We start from the raw sequence: 25,714 nt of genomic DNA, 5'->3' as shown, positions 1-25,714 counted from the left end.
TTGCGAAGAATCCTTTAGTGGGTCAATTTTCACATAGTCAACTGTAAATCAATTTATTTTTTCTCTCAGTAACTTTCATCACGTCAATGCACTAATGCCACAAAATCGTCAAAAGTTAATTTTACCCATTTGAAATAATACCAATCCAATCCTTTGTCTAAATCTATAGAATTGGTATAATCATAAGAAAGTGATGAAGGTGACTTGACTTGTACTAATGAGCAGTCGCCATTCTTAAATTGGAGGTAGTTAGATGAGTTTGAAAAAGGTGTTAACAATCGCAGGTTCCGATACAAGCGGAGGCGCTGGCATCCAGGCTGACCTTAAAACCTTTCAGGAGCTTGGCGTATATGGAATGACCGCTCTTACCACGGTTGTGACTATGGATCCTAAAAATCACTGGCACCATGAGGTTTTCCCACAGCCAGTTGAGCTGGTCGAAAAACAGCTTGAAACGATTCTATCCGTTGGAATAGATGCAATGAAGACAGGTATGCTCGGAACAGTTGAGATCATCGAGCTATCCGCACGAAAAATCGATGAGCATAAACTGGACAGGGTAGTCATTGACCCTGTAATGGTCTGTAAAGGGGAAGACGAGGTCCTGATGCCTGAAAATACAGATGCAATGAGAGAATTGCTTCTGCCAAGAGCAACAGTTGTCACTCCGAACCTGTTCGAAGCATGGCAGCTGGCACAAACCGGGCCAATCCGCACAATCGATGACATGAAGGAAGCAGCGGTAAAAATCCATGATCTAGGCGCTAAGAACGTTATGATCAAGGGCGGAAACAAGCTGAACCATGAAAAAGCCGTTGACTTGCTTTATGATGGAAAAGACTTCAGACTTTTCGAATCTGAAAAAGTTGAGACAAGCTTCACACACGGCGCTGGCTGCACATTCGCATCTGCGATCACTGCACAGCTGGCAAAAGGCAAAACAGTACCTGAAGCATTGGAAGTGGCGAAAGCCTTCATCACCGAAGCCATCAAACACGGCTTCAGGCTGAATGAATACGTAGGCCCAACTGCCCACCTCGCTTACAACAAGTATGCAGGCGGCAATCGCGGGGAATAAAAGCAAAACAAAAAGAGGCTGTCTCCAAGCTCATCATTCTGAGCTTTCGACAGCCTCTTTTTCTGTTACTGAATGATTTAGAGAGTGTTTCGGTAGAATCTTTTTAATGGACATTTTTCCGGGATTTCCTCTTGTTTTTGTCCAATAGAACCTCTCTAATGGACACTTTTCCCGGTTGCCCTCTTGTTTTTGTCCGATAGAGCTCTTCTAACGGACATTTTTCTGGGATTTCCTCTTGCCTTTGTCCGATAGGGCCCTTCTAATGGACATTTTTCTGGGATTTCCTCTTGCGTTTGTCCGATAGGGCCCTTCTAACGGACATTTTTCAGCGAATTCCCCGTGGTTTTGTCCGAAAGAACCCTTCTAACGGACACTTTTCAGCCAATTCCCCGTGGTTTTGTCCGATAGAGCCCGTCTAACGGACATTTCCAGCGAATTCCTCATAGTTTTGTCCGATAGTTATTATATCTTCCGGTTAATCCTGAGTATTCGATCTGCCATATAACTATGGAAGAACCATTCACCAGAGGCGATCAATACGGACGAAAATAGAGCTGCGAAAATAATCCCATCTGTTTGTTCGAACATCATCAAGCCAAGTCCCCATATCACGAAGAATGAAAGGGCGAGGTCAGATAGAGAAGCGGTAAGATTGCTTGTCTTTGGGAGAATGAACAAGTCACCGGCGAGATATGAAATCGCCCCAAGGACAAGAGTGATGACGAGAATATCCCCTATCCCGGCAAAACTCCCCAATAATAGAAGAAGAACAGCAAAAGTCATGATGCCTTTTATCAAAAGTGCCTTCGCGTGTTTCATAGGCTCCCTCCTTTTTCCTCACTATTTCCATTTACCTTCCTGATTAAACACTTTATGTAAAACCTGGTTTCATGCTCACTATTTTTGTATATTCCTAATTAAAATAGGTAATTATCCCTTTTGATAAGATAATCCAAGAGTTTTGCTAAATCCTTTAAGCGTACATTTCGCTTTTAGAAGGATTTTTTAGTAATATAGATATTATTGATTTTCAACATAGAAGGCCGTTCATTCGGCTATTATAAACTGAAAAACTTCAAAGGCCGGGAAGGAGGAACAAAGATGGATCCGGTGATTTTATCAGAAGTCCAGGAAGCCCTGGACCGTTTTAAAGACAAAGAAGTCTATATTCATTTAGAAACAACCAATGGAGCATACGCCTCACATAACAACGAGTCATTCTTCTCATCAGGCGCTTATATCCGCAATGCGAAGGTAATCTATGAACGAGCAAAGATAACTGGTGAAGGCCCGTATCGGACAGGTTTGAAGATCCCTTTTGGCTGGGTTTACGCTGAGGGAATTACACATTTTGAAATTGATGACAAAGGAAGGCTGCTGCTAGCCGGCCATGATTTTAACGGAAAGCTTGCCGTCGCCCTTGAAATAAGTGAAACACCGTTCGAATAAGTTATTTGGACTTGGCTGAAAGGAGAGATTTTACGATGGAAAAAGAAAGGCATGTACTTGTCGTGTTCCCTCATCCTGATGATGAGGCATTCGGTGTTTCCGGAACAATTGCATCCCATGTTAACATGGGAACGCCTGTCACATATGCCTGTCTGACACTCGGACAGATGGGACGGAACATGGGGAATCCGCCATTCGCGAACAGGGAAACCCTTCCTGCTATACGGAAGAAGGAATTGAAGGACGCAGCCCGCGCTATGGGTATCAATGATTTGCGCATGCTCGGGTTCCGTGACAAGACGGTCGAGTTCGAGGATGAAAATATGCTGGCCAATCTCATGTCATCATTGATCACAGAATTGAATCCTTCGCTTGTCATTACCTTCTATCCTGGCTACTCAGTCCACCCGGACCATGAGGCAACAGGTGCGGCAGTGGTGCGTGCAGTTGAAAAAATTCCTGAAGCAGACAGGCCAAAGCTCCATTGCGTGGCGTTCTCACGCAACTGTGTCGAAGAGCTTGGCGAGCCTGATGTCGTTCATGATATAAGTGCTATTGCGGACATCAAGCTGGATGCAATCCGTGCACACCGTTCCCAGACTGAGCTGATGTTGGCAGAAATGGCTGACAAGCTCAAGGAGAAGGATCCGAAGACATTGGCTTGGCTCAATAATGAACGCTTCTGGACCTATAAGTTTTCCTAATCAAAATCCACCTTATTAAGGTGGATTTTTTATTTTCGTTCATAGACTCCCTCAATCATCAAGCCTTTTACAAACACCACTTCGTTTGCAGATTTACCCTTGATACTCCAAACAGATTCTTTAAAGCCAAAAAACTTACTGTTATCTGTTTTGCCAATCAACTTGTCGATTTCAAAATCTCTTTCCCCATTGAAATAAAATTTCTTATGAATGTCATAACCAGTGTAGAATTCTTTATTTTTGTAAACCAGGGTGCCAGCATCTTTTGTGGTGTATACTTCTAGATTTGCATCATAGATGAAAAGGATACTAACCAATAGCAATGGAGCCAGAATCAGGATTAATCTTTTTTTCTTTTTCAACAAAACGATCACTTCCTGCTCACTTTGTTCTTAGTTTTTTTATAGATGTTTATAGACAAATTCCACCAAAACCCCATAAAAACCTTTTTGGCATTCTTTTTTCTATACCCTTCCTTTTATTTCTTATGTCCTACTTCTTCTCATTAACCTAGAGCACTTCATAAATTTGACACATCCTGTTCATATACCTTTCACAAATCCCCTCTTGTAATGTGAACTGCATCACACTTTTCACCCCTTATCCCCATGTACGATGTTAGTGAATTCATTCAATAAAGGGGGTAATGAAATCCATGCAAAAAGCTTTAATCAGTTTTGTGATAAGTGCTCTGATTGGCCTTGGGCTCGGTTACGTTGCATTTGATGTTGTTGGCGGCAGTAATGAAACTACCAGCAGTGAAACCGCTTCCAAGTCGCCGAAGGATTCTAAGCCAGCGGGTGATGACATTCAAGAGAAGAAGGATGACCAGCCGGCTGCTGAAACAGTTTCTTCAGACGAAAACATTTTACAATCTAAGGGCTGCCTTAGCTGCCATTCCGTATCTTCCTTGAATTTAACAGGCGGTGCGACTGGCCCGGATTTATCAAAGGCATTCGAAAATGTTGAAGGAAAGCACGGCAAGCCGATCGATCAGTTCTTAAAAGAGCCTACATCAGCGGTCATGTCAGGGGTTATTGGTGGAAGTCCACTAACGGAACAAGAGCTTTCTGAGGTAGTAAAACTTTTAGAAGAAGCCTCTAAAAAATAAATAAGGTGGTGCAAGGTTAATGAAGAAATGGATACCAATTGCCTCGGGACTTGCAACCGGGCTCCTGGCTGCAACAGTGTTCTTCGCTGATTTTTCTCCTGGTAATCCAGGTGAAGCGATCGCGGACAGCAGCAAGAACAAGACGAATGCCGAAAAGGTATATGTTCCTTTTGGCGAAAAGGATGAGTACTACTTGTTCGCTTCTGGCGGCCATTCAGGACAGATGTTCATTTATGGCGTTCCATCCATGAGACATATCAGGACAGTGCCGGTATTCAGTCCGGACTCGGCAACGGGATACGGATTTGATAAACACTCAAAAGAAATGTTGGGCGGTTTTACCTGGGGGGATCTTCACCACCCGGCATTTTCAGAGACAGATGGTGATTATGACGGTAAGTACATGTTTGCGACCGATGTCGGCAACAGCCGGGCCGCTGTCATGAACCTTGAAACATTCACTGTGAAGGACATCATTGATGTACCGAATACGAGCGGCCCTCACTGTGCAGCGTTCGTTACAGAAAACACTGAATATATGTTCCTGCCAACCCGTTTCGCAGTGCCAATCGGAAGAGAGTATGCGCCGCTTGACGACTATAGTGAAAAGTACCGCGGAGTCATGTCAGCTGTCACTTTCGATGAGAAAAATGAGAAATTGAACATTGCTTACCAGGTCGCCCTTCCGCCATGGTCTTATGACCTCTCTGATGCAGGGAAAAAGGGATCCAAGGATTGGGCAGTCATGACCACTTATAACACTGAAGAAGCAACTACCAACCTGGAGATCAACGCTTCACAAGCAGACCGCGATTTTATCGTCCTGTTCAACTGGAAAGAGCTTGAGCAAATGGTAAAAGACGGACAGTACGATGAAGTGACCGGCCAGAAGATGATCTTCCCTGAAAAGCATAAAGGCGGCATGTACCTTGTTCCTGTCGCAAAATCGCCTCATGGTGTGGATGTAACTCCTGATGGCAAGCACTTTATTGCCTCTGGTAAACTGGCACCGGCAATGACTGTATTCTCTTTTGATAAAGCATTCAAAGCTATTGAAAACAAAGACTTCGCTGGAGAACGGAACGGTATTCCAATCATCAAATACGAGTCTGTCATGGAAAAAGAAGTGAACCCAGAAAACGCGCTCGGACCGCTTCATACTCAATTTGATGATCAAGGCATGGCTTACACAACCATGTTCATCTCATCTGAAATCGTAAAATGGGACCCGAAGACTGGTGAAACTTTGGATCGCGTGCCTGTACAGTACTCCCCTGGTCATTCTGTTGCCGCTGAGGGAGATACTGTCGCACCTGATGGAAAATACCTCATTGCATTGAATAAAATTGCGAAAGACAGCTATCTTTCTGTGGGTCCTTCCCACCCAGAATCCATGCAGCTCATTGACCTGCGCGGGGATAAAATGGAAGTCATCCAGTCTGCTCCTGTCAACCCTGAACCGCACTACGCACAGATGATCAAGGCAGATAAAATCAAAACGATTACCGTTTATCCAAAGGATGAAAAAAATCCTGACGCAGTTTACAGCCAGGAAGAAACCCGCATCGAACGGAAAGGCAACGAAGTTCATGTTTATGGAATCGCAATGCGTTCTAAATTCATTTTTGACGCAAAAGCAGAGCGTCCTGATCAAATCGAAGTCAAAAAAGGAGATAAAGTCTTTATCCACCTTACAAATATCGACTTTGACCAGGATATTACCCACGGCTTTGCTATCAATGGCTATGATTTGAACATTGAAGTACAGCCAGGACAGACGAATACAGTGGAATTTACCGCAGATAAAGCAGGAACATTCCCGATCTATTGTACAAACTTCTGTTCAGCCTTGCACCAGGAAATGACCGGTTACTTCCTTGTAAAACCTTAATTTCATTGAAAACAGGTGAAGGGTATCAGCCTCTAAAGTTGATACCCTCACACCTTTTAATTCTTTTCAACAGAAAGGCGTGATACCCTTGGCTGGAAAAAAACTCTCGATCCTTTCTTCCGGTTTGATCGCAGCCGCCGCTGCATTGATTGGCGCTTCCTTATTTTTCCCATGGTGGGGCATGGAGTTTTTTGCTCCACAATATCCAGAAGGCTTGAATATCATTGTCTATCCGGACAAACTGGAAGGTGAAATTGATATCGTCAATGGCCTCAACCACTATATTGGCATGAAAGGCTTCAGTGAAGAAAACTTTCCAGAGCTTACCTACCTTAAATATTTGATTGGCGGATTAGCGTTACTAACTCTGATCACAGCCGTTCTCAGAAGGAAAAAGGTTCTTTATTTCCTGATTGGATTATTTTCAATTGGCGGTTTATTGGGTGTCTGGGATCTTCGCCGCTGGCTTCATGACTTCGGAACAGATTTAAGCCCAACTGCTCCGATAAAAGTAGATCCATTTGTTCCGCCGATTATTGGTGAGAATACACTCGCGAATTTCATAACAAACAGCTACCTTGGCACTGGTTCATATTTAGTATTAGCAGCATTCATCCTGATTCTCATTCCCCTTTGGAAGGATCGTTGACCATGAAAAAAATCCTTTGGCTGCTCTTACTCCTTTCCGCTATTACTTTTCCGGAAAAGGGGGCGGCAGCGGAAAACCTGCAGGCCGTCATTGATTCAGCCAAAGACGGCGCAATCATTCAGCTTGAAAGCACTATTTACAGTGGAAATATTGTGATTGATAAGCCACTTGCCCTTATTGGCAAGAAAGGGACTATCATTGAAGGAGATGGCAAAGGCAATGTCATTTCTGTTCGTGCTTCTGGCGTAATCATATCAGACCTCAAAGTCACAAAAAGCGGAATGGACCGAAATAGCCCGGAAGAATACGCAGCGATCAAGGTTTATACAGATGGGAACACCATCCGGAATATCGGGATTGAACATTCCTTTCACGGAGTTTATTTAAGCAAAGCACATGACAATTCAATTGAAAATGTAAGTGTAAAAGGGCTTGGCAAAGGAGAAATAGCCGCCCAGGGCAATGGCCTTCATGTCTATTATTCAAATGGAAATCTATTAAAAAACAATTATATCGAAGGCACCAGAGATGGAATGTTTTTCGATTATGCCAATGACAATAAAGCCTTAAACAATAAAATCACGAAAACACGTTACGGTCTGCACTATATGTACTCAGACCGCAACGAATTTAAAAACAACATATTCACCTTTAATACAGGAGGGGCAGCCATCATGCACTCCAACCAGCTCAAGCTGGAGAACAACCAGTTCATCTTTAATTATGGACATCGCTCTTTCGGACTGCTGGTATTATCAGCTAACGAAAATAACATTGAGAACAACACTTTCTACATGAATCAAAGAGGGTTATATATAGATCAATCTACCGATAATCTGATTCGGTCGAACCATCTCTCACAAAACCAGATTGGAATCGAGCTATGGGCGAGTTCAAACGAACAGATTTTTACTGGAAATACGATTGAAGAAAACACCATACCAGCTGTCACACTTGGCGGCACGGGCAGGAATGACTGGAGCTTTGAAGGAATCGGCAATGATTGGGGCAGGTCTTTCCCTTTACTCGATCTCGACCAGGATGGCGTGGGTGACAGTCCGGCAGTCTACAAATCCTCACTTTATGAACTGATTGAGGACCAGGAACTAGTCTATCTTTTCCTAAAAAGCCCTGCCATTACAATCTATGAAAAACTGAATCGGCTGCTGGATCATGATAAAACGATGTTTGAGGACCAGTATCCTCTGGTTAACGGGCATAAAACAATACCTTACCTGCCTGTCATTATCGTATTTGCCGTCATTGGAACGGCCATCTGCGCAAAAAGGAGAAAACTGCTATGCACTTCATTTGGAAAGAATGGAAGGAAAATATAAGGGGCAAAGGGCTCTGGCTTGCGATCGGTACAATCATACTAGTCTCTGTTTTACTGCTTGTAAGATCAACTTCACTTTCCTATGATCAGGGTTTGTATATCTTGCTCATCAACCTGTTTGACACACTGATTTATTTTATCCCGATCTTGTACTTATTCATTGGCGCTTTCTCTATCTTCCAGGAAAAAGAGCAAAAAACACTTGTCATGCTTTTGACCAAACATGAGAGCTATTGGACATTCCTCGCCAAAAAGAGCCTTGGGATGCACTTAGTGCTTCTGGTACCGGTAATCATCTGGTTTTTCTTATTCCTTATCCCTTTAAAGATTTACTTTAAAGCAGATATCGGGACCTACTACGTCTTTGTTCTTTCGATCACAGTCCTTATGTTGGTTTTCACGCAAATTGGTGCACTGGTCGGCAGTATCAGCAGGTCAAGAATGCAGATTGCCGGTATAGCAGTGATCATCTGGTTCTATTTCTTTTTCTTGCATGACTTTGCCCTGTTATCAGCCATCCAGGGTGTAACCCATGAGAATGTACAGCTATTTTCGATTGCATACTTCCTGAATCCGATACAGGCAGTAAGGATGTATCTTGAGACAGGGGTAGGGATATACTCTTTCGGCCATATGTCCCGTCTATTGAAATCATTCATGTGGCTGCAGCCGGGGACCTTCCTTGGAGCCAGCCTTATTTTTTGGATAACTGCCACTTTTATCAGTTCCGTGCTATTGCATCGCAAGGAGGGTTTTGAATGATCAGTGTTTCTGGTTTGACACAATCATATGGCAATGATGAAATATTGAACAATATAAGTCTGTCAATCGAGAAAAATGAAGTATGTGCACTCGTGGGAAGGAACGGAGCTGGCAAGTCCACATTTATCAATAGTTTACTTGGCCTGATTCCCATCAAGAAGGGCGAAATACTTGTTAATGGCAAGCCTCGTAAAAGAAATAACCGCTGGAAAAACGAGATTGCTTATTTGCCGGAAAAGTTCATGCTATATCCCTCTTTGACGGGATATGAAAATATTGTTTTCTTTGCCCAGGCTGGCAATGGAAAAGCGGATCCGGAAAAAATAGAGCAGATCTTGACTTCCGTGGGACTCTGGGAAGACCGCGGCAGGGCCATTAAGAGCTATTCGAAAGGAATGCTCCAGAGACTGGGCCTCGCAATCACTCTTTATCAGGATTCCGACATTTTGATTCTTGATGAACCTACAAGCGGAATTGACCCAATGGGCCGCAAGGAGATCCTGAAAGTCCTTCATTCTTTATCGGGTAAAACCATCCTGCTCTCTTCCCATCATTTAGAAGAGATCAAACAAATCTGTACACATGTAGCTTTTTTAGATAAAGGAATAATGACGAAATACACAGTCGAGGATTTTTTAAGAATTCAGCAATTAGGGGGAATGGAAAAATGAAAAAGCTATTTATATCTTTGTTATTATTGTCAACGATCCTGTTAGGCGGATGTAACCAGGAGCCGGATTGGAAACTAGAAATCACCAAAGAACCAGTCTTTGCAAACGGGAAAGAGTCAAACTTTGAAATCAAGGTGACGGAAGACGGATCCGCTGTAAATGGTCTCCATATCACATCTGAGTTTGCGATGGCCAGTATGGACCATGGAACGATTGAGGTTGAACTGGAAGAACGATCTGATGGTGTGTATTCCGGAAATGCCGAATTTTCAATGGCTGGAGAATGGGAAGCCGCCTTCACTCTTGAAAAGGACGGCACTGAGCAAGAAAAAGTCGTTAAACTGAATGTGAAAAAAGCGGAAGGTGTTGCTTCCCTAAACGGTGAATGGATTACAGATGAAGATCTGGAATTTTACCAGTTCATCAATAAACTCCATATTGAAATTAACCGTGAAACGGACCGAGAAAAATATACTGGAGAAAAGCTTGGTGAGGCACTCGCTTATTGGGATAACCAGGAAAAGCTGAATCAGGACAAAAATCAGCTATTGACGCAAATTATCAGGCTGAGGGCGATGGCAATGCTGGGCATTGAAAAAGGTCATGAGGCAACAGACCAGGAAGTGAACGGGGCCATCGAAAAAGTGCGCGCCAAATACAGCAGCTCAGATGCAGCAAAAAAACTGATTGCACAATATGGTGAAGAAAAATTCTGGAACATCCAGCGGGATCAATATACCCGTATCGTCCTGACACAAAAGGTCCAGAACGATTTAATTGAAAAAGTGAAAAAGGAAAACCCAAAAGCAGGAGAACAAGAAATCCTGTTCACAGCAGAAAAGGAATATGAGGAGCTTTTGGTTAGCCAGGTGAATTCCTTGGAGATTGAGATCATGTAGGCCCTCTTCTTTGAGGGCTTTTTTGTCGTTTTTCGTTAACTTTTGTGAGTGATTACTCACTATACAAAATGGAATTTATCAGTTATCCTATCAGTGAGTGATTACTCACTTTTATAAAAGGATGGTGAAGATTCCATGATTGTATCAATCAACAACGTAAGTAAAAGCTATGGCAAGCATAAGGTTTTAGAAAATATCAATCTAGAGATTGAGAGCGGAGAAATTTTTGGACTGCTTGGCCCCTCAGGAGCAGGAAAAACGACTTTAGTCCGGCAGCTAGTAGGTCTGGAATCACCAAGTGAAGGAGAAAACTATCTTTTCGGTGAAAAGATGCCTTCACTGAAGCTGATTGAAAGGATTGGCTATATGGCTCAATCGGACGCACTTTATACTGAATTATCCGCGAAAGAAAATCTTGAATTCTTTGCCTCTTTGTTCGGCCTGAAGGGCAATCACCGCAAAAAACGCATTTTAGAAGTGATGGAGCTTGTCGATTTATCTGATCATCTGAGCAAACTGGTAACCAATTATTCTGGCGGAATGAAGCGCCGTTTATCCCTCGCTTCAGCGCTGCTGCATGAGCCAGAGCTGCTGATCCTCGATGAGCCGACTGTCGGCATCGATCCCGTTTTGCGCCAAAGCATCTGGTCGGGCTTTTATGATTTGAAAGCTCAGGGAAAAACGCTCATTGTTACAACACATGTCATGGATGAAGCCGAAAAGTGCGATAGACTCGGACTGATTCGAGATGGCCGTCTGATCGCGGTCGGCACTCCTGCTGAATTGAAGGAAAAGACTGGTTCTGCTAGCGTCGAGGAAGCATTTTTAGCATACGGAGGTGTCCAGCATGAGAATTAGAGCTTTAGTGATCAGGATTATCCGGCAATTCCTGAGGGATAAAAGGACACTTGCAATGATGCTTGTCGCTCCGCTCCTGATCCTGACGATGCTTCACCTTGTTTTTAATGGGGATGACTATATTCCAAAGGTCGGCCTGGTCGATGTGCCGGATCCTGTGATGGAGAAACTTGATATCGATGACGCAGAAATAATAGACTATGATTCTGCGAAAGCGGCTAAGGAGGCGGCATTAGATCATAATATTGATGGGTATGTCATTTTTGAAGGCATTATGGTTGATAAAATTGTACTAGAGGGCAGCGACCCATCGGTGAATGGTGCGGTTATGAAATGGTTCCAGCAGGCTACAAAACAGCTTTTACCTTCACAGGGGCAATTGGAAATGAACATTGAGTATATCCACGGCTCAGACGAGATGGGCCAGTTTGATTATTTCGGACCGGTTCTATTGGGCTTCTTCGCCTTCTTTTTTGTATTCATCATCTCCGGGATTTCTTTTTTAAGGGAAAGAACAAGCGGTACGCTTGAAAAATTGCTGGCGAGCCCGCTGCGGAAATGGGAAATCGTCATCGGTTATGTCCTTGGCTTCGGTATCTTCACGATGCTGCAGGCGACGCTGATTGCCTGGTATGCTATCTATGTCCTTGGAATGCTGATGGAAGGTTCCTTTATCTATGTATTACTGATTACCCTGTTGTTGTCGATGACAGCTTTGACGCTCGGCACTCTGTTATCGGCGTTTGCAAATAATGAATTCCAGATGATCCAGTTCATCCCGATCATCATCGTGCCGCAGTTTTTCTTCTCTGGATTAATCAATCTCGATACAATTTCCGAATGGCTGAGCTGGCTTGGGCCAATCACACCACTCTATTATGCTGCCGAAGCATTGCGTGATATTATGGTGAGAGGATACGGGTGGGATGCCATCTATGGGAATATGTTGATGCTTGCCGGATTTTCCGCCTTGTTCATGTTCCTGAATATACTGGCATTGCGGAAACACCGTGCAGTCTAACCGAGGTGAAAGGAGCAACACATGAGTGATCAAGATTTAAAAATTGATAAATTAATTGACGATGAAGACCTGACCGAGAAGCAAAGGAAAATCATCGTATCTGCGATTGAATCTTTTGCCGAAAAAGGGTTTTCCGCAACATCGACGAGCGAAATTGCCAAAAAGGCCGGCGTTGCTGAAGGCACGATTTTCAGGCATTATAAAACGAAAAAGGATTTGCTGCTGGCGATTGTCGCTCCTGTGATGGCAAAGTTTGTGGCACCTTTTATCATAAAAGACTTAAAGAAAGTACTGGATCAGGATTATGAGCATGTTGAAGACTTCATGAGAGCGATGCTGGAAAACCGCCGCGAGTTCCTGATCAAAAACCTCGCTACAGTCAAAATTTTGGTGCAGGAAATTCCGTTTCACCCTGAATTGAAAGATCTATTCAAGGAGCATGTCGCCCTTAAAGTATATGCTCAGTTTGAAAAGCTTGTGGAACACTATCAGTCAAAAGGCCAAATCATTGAGATTCCGGTGTACAGTGTATTCCGGATGGCGTTCTCCTCCATCTTTGGCTATTTGATCGCTAGGTATATGATCTTGCCGGAAGCAGACTGGGATGATGAAGCTGAAACAGAGCGGACAATTCAATTCATTATGCATGGGTTAGCTGGCCCGAATCACAGCAAAAATTAAACCGGGCGTGTGCCCGGTTTTTTGTTTTTGTTTTTTAGAAACTGGAAAAAATTAAACCAAATTTCCAATTCGCCAATATATTTTTATTTTCGCCAATCAACCTGTGAAAATCGCCAATAAAATCACATTTTCGCCAATAAATGTGTGAACTCCGCCAATAAAATCATATTTTCGTCAATAACTTAATCTCGTACTCCTCCAAAACAAGATAAGGAGCACCCATTCAGGTACTCCTTCTCCATTTCTATCGTAAATCCTCCACTTTTACGCGATAAAGCTTGTCATCACCCTCACCCGGGGTGCCGCGGCCGTCGGTATTGTTGCTGATGAAATAAAGGTCATCACCTTCAATGATGACATCGCGGATTCGTCCTAATCCTGTGACTACTTCTCTTGTAGTTTTGGCCGCAGGGTCGAACTCACGCAGCGCGTTGCCTCTCAATGTTGCGACATATAACTTCCCGCCATGCACCGCCATTCCGGATGGTGCCCATGTATCGCTTCCGGAATGGAAAACCGGCGCCTCCATGCCCTGCTTCGTGTCGTCACCTGTTATCTCTGGCCAGCCATAGTTTTTGCCTGCCTCGATCAAATTGATTTCATCCTGTGCGGATGGACCGTGTTCGCTGGCATAAAGCGTTCCTTCCTTCGACCAGGCCAATCCCTGTGGATTGCGATGGCCATAGCTGTATACGTAGGAACCTTCAAATGGATTATCAGCCGGAATCGATCTATCAAGATTCATACGGAGGATTTTGCCGCCAAGTGAACCTGGATCCTGGGCGATTTCCGGATTGGTTGCCGCATCGCCTGCCGTGGCGTAGAGCTTTCCGTCCGGGCCGATTTTCAGCCTGCCTCCGTGATGGAAGCGTCCGCTCGGGATGTGATCGAGCAGCAGCTTGCCTTCTGTCCATTCATCATTTTTCAAGATCAGTTCGACAATCCGATTGAACTGCCCGGTGCCATTCTCGTATGTATAATAAGCAAATGCCTTGTTGGACTGTTCGAAGTCAGGTGCAAGCACAAAGCCCAAAAACCCAGCCTCTGCTGCCTGTGACAATTCCTTTTTAAAAGAAACCTTCTGCCGCTCTGAGCTGCCGCCCTCCACTTTTACAATGGAACCCGGCCGTTCGCTTAAGTAAAATGTCTCGCCAACTTTATTGATGGACCAAGGCACTTCGAGATTTTCCGCAACAACCTCAAGCATGTCAGCCTGGGCAACAGCCTCTTTGCTGTCTTCTGGTTTTTGACCAACTTCACCTGCAGGCTTTGCTTCATCATCTCCGCCTGAACAGCCTGCCATCAACATCAGCATTGCCAGTAACACATACAAGAATCTTTTCATGACACCCTCTCCTTGGTTTTCATAACGTATTAAAAATCAATCTTGCAATCAAATTCAGTCTTCCAACACCTTCATGATTGCTTTTCCTACGCCGCTTTCTTCATTCGTCAATGTCACTTCGCCGCAAATCTCTTTGATTTCCTCGGCTGCATTCCCCATTGCGACCGGTTTTCCAACCTTCTCCAGCATCGATACATCATTGAAATTGTCACCAAGCGCCATCGTTTCCGCCAGGGTGATTCCTCTCGATGCTGCGAATTTTTCCAGGGCAACCCCTTTTTGAGCGTCCAGGCTGGTGATTTCGATATTCTCACGGCCGGATGAACTGACCGCAAGCCCTGTCATTTCCTTCAGGCCGTTCCTTGCAGCCTCAAGCTTGTCATCATCCAGCGAAAAAGCGAGCAGCTTGTAAATTTCATATTGGTCGTCCTCGAATAATCGGTCATAATGTTCTATCTTCGTAATCAGACCTTTATGCATCCTTTCCTCAGCAGCCTCAGCAATTTTTTCAATTGGCACTTCAGGGTTCGCGGTTGAAAAAATATCAACGATGATGGAGATTGCCATATCCTCATCTTCAGTAAAGGTACCTTTGTTTGTGTAAACCTCGAAATACACGCCGCTTTCCACAAGCCTTAGTGCTGCCTGCCGGGCCTTCGCTTTTTTCAACGGATTTGAAGAAACGATTTCCCCGTCCTCGGAACGGACCTCGGCTCCATTTACACAAATCATCGGCAGTTTAAGGCCGGATTCCTCAAGAACGAACCTCGCTTCCTGATAGGAACGGCCGGTTGCGACCACAACCTCGATTCCGTTCTCTTTTGCTTTTAAAACTGCTTCCCGATTTTCCGCAGTGATCTGCTGGGCAGCAGTCAAGAATGTCCCATCCATATCTGTTGCTATGCACTTAATCATGTTTTCACCTTCAGTTATTATTTTTCAGTATTAACAATCATGATAGACCTTCAAACTCATGACAGCAAATAATACGTGTATATACTAATTTTCAAATTATTGATCCCTTCCATTTCCAGCTTGAACTAATAATCTATAAATTTAATTATCTTAAAAACTTTCATATTGTCATTGTAAAATTCATATGCTATTATGAATCCGGAGCTGCAATCGTTTGCATATCAGGGGAGCATTATAGCAGGAATGTTAATAAACTCAATGATGTCAAGGTTTTTCTTATTCTCATCCCTTATATGTAAGCGTTTTAAAGGTGTTGTATAAAATCGATTTCAGCTAGAGTTTTATGCAAAAATATGCAAACGCTTTCGGAACGCATGTGGTTGCATGCAAAAAAATATAAAATTTGGGGGTATCTCAAAAATGAAGGCAAAAAAGCTATTTCCAGCAGTTCTTTCTCTTGGTCTTTTGATTGGCGGAGGTCTTGCAGGATGTTCATCTGATGGTGAAAAGACATCCGGCGAGGGTGGAAAAGGCGGAGAAAAAGTAACCGTTGACATTTTCCAATTCAAGGTGGAATTCAAGGATCAGTTCGAAGACATCGCAAAAGCTTATGAAGAAGCTAATGAGGACGTTGACATCAACATCACAACTGTCGGCGGCGGCGAAGATTACGGTGCTGCACTTAAATCCAAGTTCGCTTCAGGCAATGAACCTACCATCTATAACGTAGGCGGACCGCAGGACGTGGAAGACTGGAAGGATAAGCTTGCAGACCTTTCTGACACAGACGCTGCAAAAGCTGCCCTTAGCGGAACTCTTGAAGGCGTAACAAAAGACGACAAAGTACTTGGGCTTCCATATAACCAGGAAGGCTATGGCTTCATCTATAACAAAGCAATCTTTGAAGAAGCAGGAATCGATCCAAAGAGCATCACTAGCTACAGCGCTCTAGAAGAAGCGGTCAAGACGCTTGACAGCAAGAAGAAAGACCTAGGCCTTACTTCTGTTTTCGCTCTTCCTGCAAAAGAAACTTGGGTAACAGGACTTCACCTTTCAAACGTGTTCCTTGCACCTGAATTTGACCAGAACGTAATCAACGCTTTCGAAGCTAAGGAAGTTACTTTTAAGCACGGCGATGCATTCAAGAAGGTTCTTGACCTGCAGAACAAATACTCTGACCAGCCGACTGTAAGCCTTGACTATGCTAAGCAAGTTGAAGAGCTATTCTCTACTGGCAAAGCAGCGATCATCCAGCAAGGTAACTGGGTGTCTGGTTCAATCGCTGGCATCGATGAAGAGCTGGCTAACAGCGGCGTAGGCATCCTTCCGATCCCGGTTGAGGGCTACAAAGAAGACTCAATCCCGGTTGGCGTGCCAATGTACTGGGCTGTAAACAGCAACAAGGATGAAAAAGAAGTAGCGGCAGCTAAGGATTTCTTAGACTGGTTATATACTTCTGAAGAAGGCAAAACAGCCGTTATCGAAGATTTCAAATTCATCCCTGCTTATGAAGGATACGATGCTGGCAAGATCTCTGATCCACTTGCAAAAGAAATCTATGAATACTCTTCAGCTGGCAAAACTTTGGCTTGGACTTTCATGGGTTACCCAACTGGTTGGGGACAAGAAAAGCTTGGCATCAACATCCAAAAATATGTGAGCGGCGAAATGACTTGGGACGAATTAGTAGAACAGTCTTCCAAAGCTTGGGCTGAAGCTCGTAAGTAATAAGTGTTAACTAAAGAAGGAAACAGAACGGCTGCGGCTGTTTTGTTTCCTATCTTTTTTCACGAAGCTGTTTTGTACATTCGCTTCGGAAAAATTTAACTTCCCACTAAGATAGGAGGATTTACAGATGCGTAACCGGAACCTCTGGTACTGGCTTTTCCTGGCTCCAGCTCTATTCGCGCTTGCTCTAGTGGTCATTTTGCCGCTGGCATACGGCGTATACTACTCATTCACTGACTGGAACGGGATCAGGACACCTTCATTTGTAGGCCTTGAACATTATAAAGCGCTTTTTGCTGAGGAAGATTTCAGAGATGCATTATGGTTCACAACGAAGTTCACTGTTGTCTCTGTATTCCTGATCAATTTCTTTGGCCTTTCACTTGCATTGCTGGTTACACAAAAATTCAGGACGAATAATATCCTGAGAACGATTTTCTTCATGCCGAACCTGATTGGCGGACTGATCTTAGGTTTCATCTGGCAGTTCATTTTCACAAAGGTTTTTGCGAGCGTCGGAGAACTGATTGGCGTTGAAGCTTTGGAGGGATGGCTGTCCACTGAGACAACAGGCTTCTGGGCAATGGCGATTCTTATGAGCTGGCAGATGGCCGGTTACATCATGGTCATTTATATTTCATTCCTGGAAGGCGTACCGCAGGAATTGCTTGAAGCAGCAGAAATTGACGGAGCGAACAGCTTCCAGCGTTTTTATCACGTCACCTTCCCGCTGGTCATGCCGGCGTTCACAGTCAGCTTGTTCCTGACACTTTCAAATTCATTCAAGCTTTATGACCAGAATCTGTCGCTCACCGGCGGCGGTCCATACAATTCGACACAGATGGTTGCGATGGAAATTTTCAAAACGGCATTCGTCGAAAACGCGATGGCATTCGCACAGGCAAAGGCGGTCATTTTCTTCCTGATTGTTGCGGCTATATCGCTTACACAGGTTTATATCAATAAAAAACGGGAGGTCGAGATGTAATGAAAAAGAAGAAGCAGAGCAGACTCATTCTTGAAATTCTCGGCATCATCCTTGCCCTGATCTGGCTTTCCCCGTTTTACCTGATGATCGTTAACTCTTTCAAGACAAAGCGTGAAATGTTTGAAGATACATTGAAGCTTCCGGATGTTTTCTCATTCGAGAATTACACAGTTGCATTTGAGCGTTTGGATTTTCTAAAAACCTTTTTCAACTCTGTATTGATTACGGTGCTGGCTGTGGCTGTCATCATCATTTTTTCATCGATGGCTGCCTATGCCCTTTCAAGACGCGGCGGGAAAACCAGCGGGATTATCTTCATGCTGTTTGTAGCGGCAATGCTTATCCCCTTCCAGTCAGTAATGATTCCATTGGTGTCCATTTTTGGTAAACTGGAGATGCTGAACCGAGGCGGACTGATTTTCATGTATCTTGGTTTTGGGGCCAGCTTATCGATCTTCCTTTACCACGGAACATTGAGCGGGATCCCGAAATCACTTGATGAAGCAGCAACCATCGATGGCGCGAACCGATTCCAGATTTTTTGGCACATCATTTTTCCGATGCTGAAGCCAGTATCTGTCACAGTGGCCATCCTGAACATCATCTGGATCTGGAACGACTACCTGCTTCCTTCCCTTGTCATCAATAAGCCGGGAATGGAAACAATTCCGCTTAAGATGTTCTTCTTCTTTGGGGAATATACTAAACAATGGCATCTGGCACTGGCAGGACTGACGATCGCGATCATTCCGGTCATCATTATTTACTTCTTCCTCCAAAAGCAGATCATCAAGGGAGTTTCAGAAGGCTCGGTAAAATAATCGATACTATAGGAGAGACGACCAATGGCAGTCACAATCAAAGATGTAGCGAAGGCAGCCGGTGTGTCACCATCTACCGTTTCCAGGGTGATTGCTGATCACCCTCATATCAATGAAGGAACGAAGAAGCGTGTACGGAAGGTGATGGAGAAACTGGGGTATCACCCGAACTTCCAAGCACGGAGCCTGGTTGTAAGGAGTACCGAAACCATTGGTATTGTCATGCCCAATTCGGCTACCCAGGCATTACAGAACCCGTTTTTCCCTGAGGTCATCAGGGGAATCAGCATGAAAGCCCATGAACATCAATTCGGGGTTTATTTAACCACAGGCATCACGGACGAGGAAATCTTCCATCAGGTTGTCTCGATGGTGCAGGGCCGCAGGGTTGACGGCATCATCCTTCTGTATTCGAAAACGGATGACAAGATCATGAACTACTTGCTGGAGCATAAGTTCCCTTTTACGGTCATAGGACGCCCGAATATGAATGCTGAGCGGATTACCTATGTCGACAATGACAATATTTATATTACCAAACAGGTTACGGATTATTTGATCAAGCTCGGGCATCAAAAAATTGCTTTTATCGGTTTCAATTTGGAGCATGTTTTTACCATAGACCGGCTTGAGGGATATAAGCTAGCCCTGCAAGAAGCTGGCATCCCATTTGACGAAAAATATATTATCCACGAGCAATGCATAAAATCTGAAGGAAAAGAAGGCATCACCAGATTCCTTTCTTCAGATGAGCCGCCTACTGCCCTAGTGGTAGCAGATGATTTTACCGCCATCGAGCTTATGAGTTATTCCGAGGAACTCAATATCAAGGTGCCTGAGGAAATCTCAATCGTAAGCTTTAATGATGTACCGCTCGCGGAACATATGAAACCGCAGCTGACTTCTGTTAATATCGACATCTTCCAGTTAGGTTTTGAAGCGGCTAACTGTTTAATAGAAATCATCAAAAATCCGGTTGCACTGCCAAAAAGGGTTACAATCCCGGCGAGGATGATTGAACGGAAATCGTGCAGCCCAATTCATAAGTAATGCAGCGCAAATGACTAATGTGAAATAACGGGATACATCAGGATCATACAAAGAAATGAGGGTTCACATGAAACACAAATGGTGGAAAGAGGCTGTTGCCTATCAGGTATATCCAAGAAGCTTCATGGATTCCAACGGCGACGGCATCGGCGATTTGCAAGGAATGATTTCAAAGCTTGATTACTTAAAGGATTTAGGGATCGATGTGATCTGGATTTGCCCGATGTACAAATCCCCTAATGATGATAACGGCTATGATATCAGTGATTACCAGGATATCATGGATGAATTCGGTACGATGGAAGACTTCGACCAACTGCTTGCTGAAACGCATAAACGCGGCATGAAGCTGATTATCGATCTTGTTATAAACCATACGAGCGATGAGCATAAATGGTTCATCGAGTCCCGTGTGTCCAAGGATAGCCAGAAGCGCGACTGGTATATCTGGCGCGATGGCAAGGATGGCGCCGAGCCTAATAACTGGGAGAGCATTTTCGGCGGTTCTGCCTGGGAGTATGACGAAAAGACAGATCAGTACTTCCTGCATATTTTCTCCCGCAAACAGCCTGATTTGAACTGGGAAAACAAAGAAGTCCGCACTGCTTTATACGATATGATCAACTGGTGGCTTGATAAGGGAATTGATGGTTTCCGCGTCGATGCGATCAGCCATATCAAAAAAGAAGAAGGCTTTAAGGACATGCCTAATCCTGAAGGAGTGCAGTATGTTTCTTCTTTTGACAAGCATATGAATGTTGACGGGATCCAGACATTCCTCGAGGAATTGAAGGAGGAAACATTCTCTAAATACGACATCATGACCGTCGGCGAGGCAAATGGCGTCAGCATCGAGGAAGCCGATCTTTGGGTTGGCGAGGAACAAGGAAAGTTCAATATGGTATTCCAGTTTGAGCACCTTGACCTGTGGGACTCTGAAAAGAAGGCACTCGACCTGGCAAAATTGAAGAAAACTTTTACCCGCTGGCAAAAAGGTCTTGAAGGCCATGGCTGGAATGCACTATTCATCGAAAACCATGATAAAGCGCGTATCGTTTCAACCTGGGGTGATGACAAGGAGTATTGGCGCGAAAGTGCGACAGCGCTCGCTGCTATGTACTTCCTGATGCAGGGCACGCCTTTCATCTACCAGGGACAGGAAATCGGCATGACCAATGTCCAGTTCCCTTCGATTGAGGATTACGATGATGTCGCGATCAAGAACCTTTATAAAATCCGCCGCGAAAACGGTGTGCCGCATGAAGAAATCATGGATTTCATTTGGGCCACAAGCCGTGATAATTCCCGGACGCCAATGCAATGGTCAGATGCTGACAATGCCGGTTTTACAACAGGCAATCCCTGGCTTGGCATGAACCCGAATTACAGAGATGTCAATGTCGAAGCCCAGCTTAAAGACCCGAACTCCATCCTTCATTTTTACAAAAAAATGATCGAGGTAAAGAAGGCTAATGAAATTTTCACCTATGGCACATACGATTTAGTTCTTGAAGATCACGAACAAATCTATGCCTATACAAGAACATTAAATGACGAGCAAGCCCTGGTCATCTCTAACCTTTCCGGTGTGCCAGCAGCATTTGACTTCAACGGATTCCCGCTTGAAGAAAGCAAATTGCTGCTGAACAACTATAAGGCTGAGGAACAGGAAGCTCCATTCACATTGAAGCCGTATGAAACAAGAGTATATTTGAAGTAATTTTTAAGGGAGTGCCTATTTGACGGCACTCCCTTTTATTCTCCAACCTCTAACCTGACAACAAAGGTCTGATAAACGACCTCTTCCCCATCCTCTACTTCCAACTGCTCCATTTTTTCAAGAATCTTTATCATTCTTATTAAATAAGGTAATAGTCCTATTAAGAATTTCCGTTAAACAGGAGGAATTTTGCTAAAAAAAATTGAATTTTACATAAGGGTGGCGAATTGAAGTTTAGCTTGCTTGCTTTAGGAGAATATAACACAGGAAGGAATTGGGGAGAGAAAAGTGTTGGCAAAACAGGGGTTATGCATTAAAATAATTTTTGGCTTATAAATATGTATTTTAAGGGTGAATCATTTTGGAAAAACCATTACGTAAAAGAAGATCCACGGGGGACTTTTTAGCATTTATCATTCCCTCATTAATAGGAATATTTTTCTTTATGTTACCAATCTCCTATAATGGAGAAATCACGATACCAATCGCTGTTCTTTCTGGATGGCTCCAGGACTTGCTTGGCGGAACGCTGCCTGCGATCATGACTGTGATCATTGTCCTGACATTAATTGGAACATTATTGATTAAAAGCGTTAGACCAGAAGTCCTTAATCGCAATCATTTTCTTAAATCTTTATTCGATGTTCCAACTGTCTGGCTCATTGCCCGTATACTAGGAGCTATTTTTGCAGTTATGACTTTATTTCAATTAGGACCAGAAGCAGTCTGGTCAGCTAACACAGGCGGACTGCTGCTCAATGACCTTTTGCCAATCCTTTTCTCTGTTTTCCTCTTTGCAGGATTATTCCTGCCTTTATTGCTGAACTTCGGTTTGCTTGAATTGTTCGGCACCTTGATGGCTAAAATCATGCGCCCAATTTTCACATTGCCTGGCCGTTCTTCCATCGATACTCTTACGTCATGGCTCGGCGATGGCACAATCGGGGTCCTCCTGACGAGCAAGCAATATGAAGAAGGCTATTATACCAGACGAGAAGCGGCTGTCATCGGGACGACATTCTCTGTTGTCTCCATCACTTTCAGCCTTGTCGTCATTTCCCAGGTAGGCCTTGCTAAAATGTTCGTGCCATTCTATTTGACTGTGACACTGGCCGGTGTGGTTGCAGCCGTCATCCTTCCGCGAATCCCGCCTCTTTCCAGGAAGCAGGATACGTATTATGTCGAGCAGAACAACGACTACTCTGAGGAAAACATTCCTGATGGCTATACACCTTTCTCCTGGGGTATGGCACAGGCTGTCGAAAAAGCAAGCACTAACAAAAGCTTTAAAGATTTCTTCCTGGCCGGCATCCGCAATATCCTTGATATGTGGATGGGTGTTGCGCCAATCGTCATGGCACTTGGAACATTGGCGCTGATTGTCGCTGAATACACACCAGTTTTCCAGTGGCTCGGAATGCCGTTCATTCCGCTGCTTGAGCTGATGCAGGTACCTGAGGCGAAGGCGGCATCAGAGACATTGATCGTCGGCTTTGCGGATATGTTCCTTCCTTCCGTAATCGGTGCTGATATCGCGAGCCCGATGACAAGGTTCATCATTGCGTCGGTATCCGTCACACAGCTTATCTATATGTCTGAGGTTGGCGGACTGCTGCTTGGATCGAAAATCCCTGTCAGCTTCGGGGAATTGTTCATCATTTTCCTGCAGCGTACACTCATTACATTGCCAATCATCGTGCTGGTTGCGCATATCATTTTTTAAGGCACTTTTGTCACTATTGACCACTAAATAGGATTGAATGACCTATTTTTCTTCGCAAAGTTGACTCTTTTATTAGAAAAGAGCATGCAAACTTTATACCGACCTGCGAAATGGTTATATATTACGTTAAAATCGGCTTTAAGCTTTTAACAACAATTTTTACGAAAACAGCCTTTTTTAATGATAAAGGTAAAACGGAGCCCCTGAAATTTTCAGGGGCTCCGTTTGGCGTTTAAATTAACATTGGAATGACCGGATCTGTCTGAGGTCCATGCCGTAGTATACCCACCCGCGGCGGCGGCTCCATCTCCAGCCGGCAATGGAATTCCTGCCGAGGAAGATTGGATAGAACCAGAAGCTTCTGCCATCGACCAGCCAGATATACGTAAAGCGGTACATACATCTTCTGATACCGCCTGGGTCAACAGCAAATGCCGTTGCCTGTTCTTGCGGCACGTAGGCCGGCGGCGGTGATGATGGCGGTCCTCCTCCCTGCTGGCCGCCTCCAGGGTACCCGCCTGGGAAGCCGCCTCCAGGGTACCCACCTGGTCCTCCGCCTGGGAAGCCGCCACCTGGGATGCCACCGCCTTGCCCCGGAAACCCACCTCCAGGAATGCCTCCACCCTGGCCTGGAAATCCACCCGGTCCTCCAGGGAATGTCCTCAATTCTTCCTGGTGGTAAAAGTCATTTTCATAAAAGCCATAATCATCTTCAAATTGTTGATTTTGTGCATATGGGTTGTAGTTATTATAGTACAAACTCATATCCCCTCTCTAAAAGTCTTCCTTGTAATGTACGCAAAACGCCCAATTCGGTGCTAGTTGGCACCCAGGCTTTCCATACCCTTTTGAATCTGGCCGGTGATTTCGTCTACCTTTGCGAAGTCCATGGCTTCGATATAGATTGACTCCAACTGGTCGCGCAGTTCTTTTGCGTGGGCCAGTGATGCGATTGCTTCGTTCATCTTTGCTTTATACCTTCCGCCGACATCCTTAATTTCCGCTTCATATTTTTCATCTGTACCAGGAGTGATCAACTCTGTATACATATCGATGATTTCATCCGTCTCTCTTTCAGGAAAATATTCATGCGGCGCGGTGCTGTCAAAGATAGCAAAATCAAGCTCGCGGACAATGACCATGTCCAGGCTGTGCGGGTCAAACCCACAGTGATAGACTTCAACGTCATATCCGCGAGACTGTGCTTCGGCTGCCAGTTTTTTCAGCATGGTGGACTTTCCAGAGCCTGGCCGGCCTTTGATGAAGTACCTCTTGCCGACGGTTTCAGTCAGGTTCGGAACGAAGTCGACTGCGCCAACCGGAGTGGCGGCGCCAAGGAATCGGTCGTACACCCGGCCGCTTCCTTCTGAAGATGTACTGTCTCCGAAGAATTGATCTATTAATCTGTTTGTCAGCTCATTCGCCTTATCGAAATCCATGTTCTCAATGTAGATTTTTTCCCATTCGTCATGAATTCCCAGCGCTTCGGCAAAAAGGCTGTAAGCAGAATTAAATGCCTCACTGATTTTTTCACTAAGCTGCAGGATTTTCTCCTTATGTTCCTGAAGCTTTGCGGAATTCCATGCTTCACCCAGATTGACGTACTCCTCTACCGCTCCAGGTGCTTTCGGTTCGATGACATGAGGAGCTGTTCCGTCAACGATCCCGGCATTTAATTCAGGAATTAACACGCCATCAATTGATTTATTGTCTGATGAACAATGCAGGAATTGTACATCATAACCTTTTTCATGCCATTCATTGCCGATCTTTTTCATGAGCGAGGATTTTCCTGTTCCTGGCCCGCCCTTCAATATGAATAGCCGGGACAAGCCCTGCAAGCTGGAATCATATAAGCTGTAAAACCCGCGTGCCGTGTTGCCGCCGGCAAAGTATTTCAGGATTTTCCCTGACATAGATTAGCACTCCCTCCAACCGTTCGTTTAAACGGAAAGTTTTCGCTTCCTCCTTACTATATGCAGGGAATTTGTTCTGGGTGATTGCCCAGATCACATTCCAAATTTGTCTTTTTTGAAGGCGGTTTTCGTAAAGATTGTTGTTAAAATCCTAAAGCCGATTTTAACGTAATAGAAGGCCATTTTGTTGGTCGGTATTAAGTTTGCATGCTCTTTTCTCACAAAAGAGTACTTGTGAAGAAAAATAGGTCATTCAATCCTATTTTGTAGTCAAGAGCAACAAAGTTTGAGAAAAGAGCCTTTTTGAAATCTATTTCCCGGGCAAGTGTTATTTAAATTAGCCTCTTGTTAATGCCCAATGATGATTTTTGAAGGCGCGAAGACTTCTCAAAAATGCT

The 25,714-nt window shown here is 44.3% G+C and carries 25 protein-coding genes; 19 read left to right on the top strand and 6 right to left on the bottom strand.

The genetic code is table 11. The features are described from left to right. Nucleotides 1-253 precede the first annotated feature (253 nt). Nucleotides 254-1,078, top strand: a complete 825-nt coding sequence (gene pdxK, locus J7E35_RS22570; protein ID WP_214784431.1) for a pyridoxine/pyridoxal/pyridoxamine kinase — start codon at nucleotides 254-256, stop codon at nucleotides 1,076-1,078. 462 nt (nucleotides 1,079-1,540) lie between these two features. Here pdxK and J7E35_RS22565 read toward each other — a convergent pair whose 3' ends face one another. After that, a complete protein-coding gene (locus J7E35_RS22565; protein WP_214784428.1) occupies nucleotides 1,541-1,897 on the bottom strand; it encodes a DUF2512 family protein in 357 nt (118 codons plus the stop codon). 282 nt (nucleotides 1,898-2,179) lie between these two features. On the opposite strand from J7E35_RS22565, the gene J7E35_RS22560 reads away from it, so the two are divergent. Next, nucleotides 2,180-2,527 carry a YojF family protein gene (locus J7E35_RS22560; RefSeq protein ID WP_214784425.1) on the top strand — a complete coding sequence of 116 codons (348 nt, stop codon included), beginning with the start codon at nucleotides 2,180-2,182 and terminating at the stop codon, nucleotides 2,525-2,527. 35 nt (nucleotides 2,528-2,562) lie between these two features. Beyond that, a complete protein-coding gene (gene bshB2 / locus J7E35_RS22555; RefSeq protein WP_214784421.1) occupies nucleotides 2,563-3,231 on the top strand; it encodes a bacillithiol biosynthesis deacetylase BshB2 in 669 nt (222 codons plus the stop codon). 29 nt (nucleotides 3,232-3,260) lie between these two features. On the opposite strand, the gene J7E35_RS22550 is transcribed toward bshB2, so the two are convergent. After that, nucleotides 3,261-3,596: a hypothetical protein gene (locus J7E35_RS22550; protein ID WP_214784418.1), complete on the bottom strand. Its 336-nt coding sequence runs from the start codon at nucleotides 3,594-3,596 to the stop codon at nucleotides 3,261-3,263. 290 nt (nucleotides 3,597-3,886) lie between these two features. On the opposite strand from J7E35_RS22550, the gene J7E35_RS22545 reads away from it, so the two are divergent. The 10 genes from J7E35_RS22545 to J7E35_RS22500 all read left to right on the top strand — a co-directional run bounded on the left by J7E35_RS22545 (nucleotide 3,887) and on the right by J7E35_RS22500 (nucleotide 13,110). Then, nucleotides 3,887-4,342 (top strand): cytochrome C, encoded by a 456-nt coding sequence (locus tag J7E35_RS22545; protein WP_214784415.1) that lies wholly within the window; start codon nucleotides 3,887-3,889, stop codon nucleotides 4,340-4,342. A gap of 19 nt (nucleotides 4,343-4,361) precedes the next feature. Next, on the top strand, nucleotides 4,362-6,233 hold the full coding sequence (gene nosZ / locus J7E35_RS22540; RefSeq protein WP_214784412.1) for a Sec-dependent nitrous-oxide reductase: 1,872 nt from the start codon (nucleotides 4,362-4,364) through the stop codon (nucleotides 6,231-6,233). A gap of 88 nt (nucleotides 6,234-6,321) precedes the next feature. Next, nucleotides 6,322-6,882: a hypothetical protein gene (locus tag J7E35_RS22535; RefSeq protein ID WP_214784409.1), complete on the top strand. Its 561-nt coding sequence runs from the start codon at nucleotides 6,322-6,324 to the stop codon at nucleotides 6,880-6,882. Nucleotides 6,883-6,884: 2 nt separating this feature from the next. Further along, nucleotides 6,885-8,219, top strand: a complete 1,335-nt coding sequence (gene nosD / locus J7E35_RS22530; RefSeq protein ID WP_214784406.1) for a nitrous oxide reductase family maturation protein NosD — start codon at nucleotides 6,885-6,887, stop codon at nucleotides 8,217-8,219. Continuing rightward, on the top strand, nucleotides 8,183-8,980 hold the full coding sequence (locus J7E35_RS22525; protein ID WP_214784402.1) for an ABC transporter permease: 798 nt from the start codon (nucleotides 8,183-8,185) through the stop codon (nucleotides 8,978-8,980). The genes nosD and J7E35_RS22525 overlap by 37 nt, the downstream gene beginning before the upstream one ends. Beyond that, entirely contained in the window at nucleotides 8,977-9,651 is a 675-nt protein-coding gene (locus tag J7E35_RS22520) for an ABC transporter ATP-binding protein (RefSeq protein WP_214784399.1), read from the top strand. Before J7E35_RS22525 ends, J7E35_RS22520 begins: the two co-directional genes overlap by 4 nt. Next, entirely contained in the window at nucleotides 9,648-10,550 is a 903-nt protein-coding gene (locus tag J7E35_RS22515) for a FixH family protein (RefSeq protein WP_214784396.1), read from the top strand. The genes J7E35_RS22520 and J7E35_RS22515 overlap by 4 nt, the downstream gene beginning before the upstream one ends. A 135-nt stretch (nucleotides 10,551-10,685) precedes the next feature. Further along, complete coding sequence (locus J7E35_RS22510; RefSeq protein WP_214784393.1) at nucleotides 10,686-11,408, top strand: ABC transporter ATP-binding protein; 723 nt, start codon at nucleotides 10,686-10,688, stop codon at nucleotides 11,406-11,408. After that, nucleotides 11,398-12,429: an ABC transporter permease gene (locus J7E35_RS22505; protein WP_214784390.1), complete on the top strand. Its 1,032-nt coding sequence runs from the start codon at nucleotides 11,398-11,400 to the stop codon at nucleotides 12,427-12,429. The genes J7E35_RS22510 and J7E35_RS22505 overlap by 11 nt, the downstream gene beginning before the upstream one ends. 21 nt (nucleotides 12,430-12,450) lie before the next feature. Beyond that, nucleotides 12,451-13,110, top strand: coding sequence for a TetR/AcrR family transcriptional regulator (locus tag J7E35_RS22500; RefSeq protein ID WP_214784388.1), 660 nt, complete (start codon nucleotides 12,451-12,453; stop codon nucleotides 13,108-13,110). 244 nt (nucleotides 13,111-13,354) lie between these two features. Here the strand turns inward: J7E35_RS22500 and J7E35_RS22495 are convergent, their stop codons facing one another. Both J7E35_RS22495 and J7E35_RS22490 read right to left on the bottom strand, forming a co-directional pair. Continuing rightward, nucleotides 13,355-14,455, bottom strand: a complete 1,101-nt coding sequence (locus J7E35_RS22495) for a PQQ-dependent sugar dehydrogenase (protein WP_214784385.1) — start codon at nucleotides 14,453-14,455, stop codon at nucleotides 13,355-13,357. Nucleotides 14,456-14,509: 54 nt separating this feature from the next. Continuing rightward, nucleotides 14,510-15,370, bottom strand: coding sequence for a Cof-type HAD-IIB family hydrolase (locus J7E35_RS22490; RefSeq protein WP_214784382.1), 861 nt, complete (start codon nucleotides 15,368-15,370; stop codon nucleotides 14,510-14,512). Nucleotides 15,371-15,790: 420 nt separating this feature from the next. Between J7E35_RS22490 and J7E35_RS22485 the strand changes: the two genes are divergently transcribed. The 6 genes from J7E35_RS22485 (at nucleotide 15,791) to J7E35_RS22460 (ending at nucleotide 23,400) form a co-directional block, all read left to right on the top strand. Continuing rightward, nucleotides 15,791-17,098: an ABC transporter substrate-binding protein gene (locus tag J7E35_RS22485; RefSeq protein ID WP_214784379.1), complete on the top strand. Its 1,308-nt coding sequence runs from the start codon at nucleotides 15,791-15,793 to the stop codon at nucleotides 17,096-17,098. Between the two features lie 127 nt (nucleotides 17,099-17,225). Continuing rightward, nucleotides 17,226-18,086, top strand: coding sequence for a carbohydrate ABC transporter permease (locus J7E35_RS22480; protein WP_214784376.1), 861 nt, complete (start codon nucleotides 17,226-17,228; stop codon nucleotides 18,084-18,086). Further along, nucleotides 18,086-18,907 carry a carbohydrate ABC transporter permease gene (locus J7E35_RS22475; protein ID WP_214784373.1) on the top strand — a complete coding sequence of 274 codons (822 nt, stop codon included), beginning with the start codon at nucleotides 18,086-18,088 and terminating at the stop codon, nucleotides 18,905-18,907. The genes J7E35_RS22480 and J7E35_RS22475 overlap by 1 nt, the downstream gene beginning before the upstream one ends. Nucleotides 18,908-18,931: 24 nt before the next feature. Further along, complete coding sequence (locus tag J7E35_RS22470) at nucleotides 18,932-19,957, top strand: LacI family DNA-binding transcriptional regulator (protein ID WP_214784370.1); 1,026 nt, start codon at nucleotides 18,932-18,934, stop codon at nucleotides 19,955-19,957. Nucleotides 19,958-20,024: 67 nt separating this feature from the next. After that, nucleotides 20,025-21,677 (top strand): glycoside hydrolase family 13 protein, encoded by a 1,653-nt coding sequence (locus J7E35_RS22465; protein WP_214784367.1) that lies wholly within the window; start codon nucleotides 20,025-20,027, stop codon nucleotides 21,675-21,677. 361 nt (nucleotides 21,678-22,038) lie between these two features. Further along, nucleotides 22,039-23,400 (top strand): YjiH family protein, encoded by a 1,362-nt coding sequence (locus J7E35_RS22460; protein ID WP_251041190.1) that lies wholly within the window; start codon nucleotides 22,039-22,041, stop codon nucleotides 23,398-23,400. Between the two features lie 237 nt (nucleotides 23,401-23,637). Here the strand turns inward: J7E35_RS22460 and J7E35_RS22455 are convergent, their stop codons facing one another. Both J7E35_RS22455 and J7E35_RS22450 read right to left on the bottom strand, forming a co-directional pair. Then, a complete protein-coding gene (locus tag J7E35_RS22455) occupies nucleotides 23,638-24,159 on the bottom strand; it encodes a transporter (RefSeq protein WP_483297671.1) in 522 nt (173 codons plus the stop codon). A gap of 59 nt (nucleotides 24,160-24,218) precedes the next feature. Beyond that, nucleotides 24,219-25,316, bottom strand: a complete 1,098-nt coding sequence (locus tag J7E35_RS22450) for a PRK06851 family protein (protein WP_214784361.1) — start codon at nucleotides 25,314-25,316, stop codon at nucleotides 24,219-24,221. Nucleotides 25,317-25,714: the final 398 nt, after the last annotated feature.

This window comes from Bacillus sp. ISL-45 (genome assembly GCF_018613195.1).
Lineage (GTDB): Bacteria > Bacillota > Bacilli > Bacillales > Cytobacillaceae > Mesobacillus.
The sequence above is the reverse complement of the archived record's forward strand: the minus strand, read 5'-3'. Positions and strand labels throughout refer to the sequence as shown.

Excerpts from the sequence above, each read along its gene's own strand:
- J7E35_RS22505 (WP_214784390.1), top strand. The coding sequence starts at position 11,398 with ATGAGAATTAGAGCTTTAGTGATCAGGATTATCCGGCAATTCCTGAGG.
- J7E35_RS22485 (WP_214784379.1), top strand. The coding sequence starts at position 15,791 with ATGAAGGCAAAAAAGCTATTTCCAGCAGTTCTTTCTCTTGGTCTTTTG.
- J7E35_RS22480 (WP_214784376.1), top strand. The coding sequence starts at position 17,226 with ATGCGTAACCGGAACCTCTGGTACTGGCTTTTCCTGGCTCCAGCTCTA.
- J7E35_RS22545 (WP_214784415.1), top strand. The coding sequence starts at position 3,887 with ATGCAAAAAGCTTTAATCAGTTTTGTGATAAGTGCTCTGATTGGCCTT.
- J7E35_RS22465 (WP_214784367.1), top strand. The coding sequence starts at position 20,025 with ATGAAACACAAATGGTGGAAAGAGGCTGTTGCCTATCAGGTATATCCA.
- J7E35_RS22520 (WP_214784399.1), top strand. The coding sequence starts at position 8,977 with ATGATCAGTGTTTCTGGTTTGACACAATCATATGGCAATGATGAAATA.
- J7E35_RS22470 (WP_214784370.1), top strand. The coding sequence starts at position 18,932 with ATGGCAGTCACAATCAAAGATGTAGCGAAGGCAGCCGGTGTGTCACCA.
- J7E35_RS22495 (WP_214784385.1), bottom strand. The coding sequence starts at position 14,455 with ATGAAAAGATTCTTGTATGTGTTACTGGCAATGCTGATGTTGATGGCA.
- J7E35_RS22560 (WP_214784425.1), top strand. The coding sequence starts at position 2,180 with ATGGATCCGGTGATTTTATCAGAAGTCCAGGAAGCCCTGGACCGTTTT.
- J7E35_RS22475 (WP_214784373.1), top strand. The coding sequence starts at position 18,086 with ATGAAAAAGAAGAAGCAGAGCAGACTCATTCTTGAAATTCTCGGCATC.
- J7E35_RS22510 (WP_214784393.1), top strand. The coding sequence starts at position 10,686 with ATGATTGTATCAATCAACAACGTAAGTAAAAGCTATGGCAAGCATAAG.
- J7E35_RS22515 (WP_214784396.1), top strand. The coding sequence starts at position 9,648 with ATGAAAAAGCTATTTATATCTTTGTTATTATTGTCAACGATCCTGTTA.
- bshB2 (WP_214784421.1), top strand. The coding sequence starts at position 2,563 with ATGGAAAAAGAAAGGCATGTACTTGTCGTGTTCCCTCATCCTGATGAT.
- nosD (WP_214784406.1), top strand. The coding sequence starts at position 6,885 with ATGAAAAAAATCCTTTGGCTGCTCTTACTCCTTTCCGCTATTACTTTT.
- J7E35_RS22525 (WP_214784402.1), top strand. The coding sequence starts at position 8,183 with ATGCACTTCATTTGGAAAGAATGGAAGGAAAATATAAGGGGCAAAGGG.
- nosZ (WP_214784412.1), top strand. The coding sequence starts at position 4,362 with ATGAAGAAATGGATACCAATTGCCTCGGGACTTGCAACCGGGCTCCTG.
- J7E35_RS22500 (WP_214784388.1), top strand. The coding sequence starts at position 12,451 with ATGAGTGATCAAGATTTAAAAATTGATAAATTAATTGACGATGAAGAC.
- J7E35_RS22490 (WP_214784382.1), bottom strand. The coding sequence starts at position 15,370 with ATGATTAAGTGCATAGCAACAGATATGGATGGGACATTCTTGACTGCT.
- J7E35_RS22450 (WP_214784361.1), bottom strand. The coding sequence starts at position 25,316 with ATGTCAGGGAAAATCCTGAAATACTTTGCCGGCGGCAACACGGCACGC.
- pdxK (WP_214784431.1), top strand. The coding sequence starts at position 254 with ATGAGTTTGAAAAAGGTGTTAACAATCGCAGGTTCCGATACAAGCGGA.
- J7E35_RS22565 (WP_214784428.1), bottom strand. The coding sequence starts at position 1,897 with ATGAAACACGCGAAGGCACTTTTGATAAAAGGCATCATGACTTTTGCT.